This is a genomic window from Luteimonas sp. A501 (assembly GCF_054052085.1).
In genome coordinates this window covers 1-2568 of sequence record NZ_JBSVRI010000019.1, presented here as the reverse complement: position 1 = coordinate 2568, position 2568 = coordinate 1, and the positions used below count along the sequence as shown (strand labels likewise).

Below are 2568 nucleotides of genomic sequence, written 5' to 3'. Positions count from 1 at the left end.
ACCCAAATATGGCGCCAATCGTCTCGCAATCCATCGCTGACTACGTGGGGCGTCAGGCGTGTAAGCGCTAACAGTTCATTCAAGCCGACGCCGCTTCGCGGCGCGGCTTAATTCAGGCGTTAGGCATCATAGGAGAGATCAGTGGCGGACCTTGCAACAATCACAGCCGTTCTCGGCAACATCAAGACGGCCATGGATATCGCCAAGGCGCTAAAAGACGCCGACCTCTCGGTCGAGCGCGCCGAGATGAAGTTCAAGCTCGCCGAGATGATGGCCGCGCTCGCTGACGCAAAGATGGAAGTTGTGGAAATCCAGCAGCTTCTCGCGGAAAAGGATAAATCTCTCGCTGAGCTAGAAGACGCCTTCCAGTCTAAAGGCGCGCTTGTCAAACACCGAGACGTGTACTACGAAGCTGACGAGACCGGGAACGCTGTCGGCGAGCCGCTCTGCGCACATTGCTGGCAGGTCAAGCACAAGAAATACAACCTGCAATATGAAGCTAAGGACCGCTTTGTGAAGTGCTGCATCGCGTGTGGCAAGAAGTATGAGGCACGCATGGCACCAGTCGTGCAAGCTAACGACGCTGATGCCTAACAAATCGTTCAAGCCGAAACCGCTTCGTTACACCAAAGGCATGGCAGGAAAAGCTTGCCATGCCTTTTTCTCCACTACGCGGTTCGGCTTAACTCAGGCGTTAGGCCTATGCATGAGTTCTGGCTAGTACTTGGACTATGGGGGGCGAGCCACATACTGCAGTTCGTCTTAGTGTTTCGTTGCTCAGCAGAAAGTGGTAGGGCGACCAACAACTTGGCGTTCTCGTCTGCTGGTTCGCTGCCGTCGGCCGCGTGGCTCGTAATGTTGGTGTTCATGCAAGTTTCCGAACGTTCTCCCGCCCTATTTGCGGGGTTCGTGCTTCTCTGGTTGTTCGCGCTAGTTTTGGTGCCGATCGGAGGTCTTCTAGTGCTTGGCGCCGCATTGTTGCCACCCTACGCCCAAGCTGGTCGAGAGCAATTTATAGCCCGGCTGCTTGCGGTTCCTGGAGTAAGCATGTGTTTGTACGCGTTGACCGAGTTCAATCCTCGCGTATAGGGTGGGCCTAACAATGCGTTCAAGCCGACACCGCATCGGGGCGCAAACCACATGGCAGGAAAAGCTTGCCATGTGCTTCACGCCCCGCTGCGGCGCGGCTTAACTTAGGTGTTAGGCCTTGTTTCCCGCACTGCCGGATCAGCATCTTCGGTCGCATAAGGTTCGCCGCTCATCTGTCACTGTTGGCGCCTCGCACGCGCAGTGAGTGGTATCGGCAGAATCGCATGCGGCACCTCGGCTTCGGACAAGCGCGACCCTCCGCAAGATTCGACCTGCCGAGTCGGCTTCGGCCGGGAAGCGGTGGTGGTTCTGGGCCGCGCGAATCGTGGCCTTGGCTTCGGCCCAGCCAAGGCCAGCCGCGCGCTCACCGCCAGGACTTGTTGTACTGTTCCGGCAGGGGTTGGGCTGTCGCAAGGTCGGGCGCAAGCTCGGCGTGCGGCGGCCTAACAAGTCGTTCAAGCCGAAGCCGCTTCGTTCCGCGAACCACATGGTAGATACAGCTTGCCATGTGGTTCGCTCCACTACGCGTCTCGGCTTAACTCTGGCGTTAGGCCCGTGCACAGCGATCTCGACACACTGCTTGCTCACTACTCGACCGTCACCGACGGTAGCAGCGCGCTGTTTAAAGAGTCGTTCGACGCCCTCTGCTTGAAGCATGGCGTGTCCTCCGCGAATCTCTGCTATGCCTTTGCGCGTAAGATTGCCGAGCGATTCGTCGCAGGAACGATCGACTTCGATACGGGGGACTTCGCGATCAATGACCTTTTCTGGGCAAGCGGCTGCTCTCTTAATGGCTTCGCACTCGAGGTCTTTTACGCCTTTGAGGACGGCGAGGTCTTGGAGCCGCGTTATCCGCCAGGGACCGTTCCATGGAAGGAATACACTCTTCCTGGAGTTCGTGAGGCTTTGGCGCGGGACGATGAGTTGCGGACGGCCTAACAAATCATTCAAGCCGACGCCGCTTCGCGGCGCGGCTTAATTCTGGCGTTAGGCCGGCATGACACTTTGCATCGTTGCTCGTGGGACATGGCTTTACGGCGGAACAGTTGAGACGCCCGTAGACGTTGTCGCGCTCGACTACGATTGGGGCTACGAATTCGATCGGGCAGACGGCCGACTCGAGCCGGGCCAAGTTCCCGCGCAGATGAGCAAGGATGGCGTTCTGTACTACGGGAGGTTCAGGTGCGCGCTAGACCCCACCGAGCCTACGAGCACGGACACTCCTGGTTACAGGACCATCGAGGAGGCAATGCGTCATGCTGAGCGCAAGGTTGTCGGTGGGATCAGGTGGTCGGCACAGCCGGCCTAACAAGTCATTCAAGCCGATGCCGCTTCGCGGCACGGCTTAATTCAGGCGTTAGGCCTTGTTTCCCGCACTGTTGTTACCGGGTTCCAGGCAGTCTGTAGCGCATCGCTTATCCGCAGCGTTTGCACCTCGCACGCGCGATGCAGGCATCGGCAGTCGGCCCAGCAGCACCT

Annotated in this window: 2 protein-coding genes; both read left to right on the top strand. The window is 58.4% G+C overall.

All coding sequences use genetic code 11. The features are described from left to right. Window positions 1-141 precede the first annotated feature (141 nt). Window positions 142-594, top strand: coding sequence for a hypothetical protein (locus ACW7G5_RS14655; RefSeq protein ID WP_457005735.1), 453 nt, complete (start codon window positions 142-144; stop codon window positions 592-594). A 1050-nt stretch (window positions 595-1644) separates the two neighbouring features. Beyond that, window positions 1645-2028 carry a hypothetical protein gene (locus ACW7G5_RS14650; protein ID WP_457005733.1) on the top strand — a complete coding sequence of 128 codons (384 nt, stop codon included), beginning with the start codon at window positions 1645-1647 and terminating at the stop codon, window positions 2026-2028. Window positions 2029-2568: the final 540 nt, after the last annotated feature.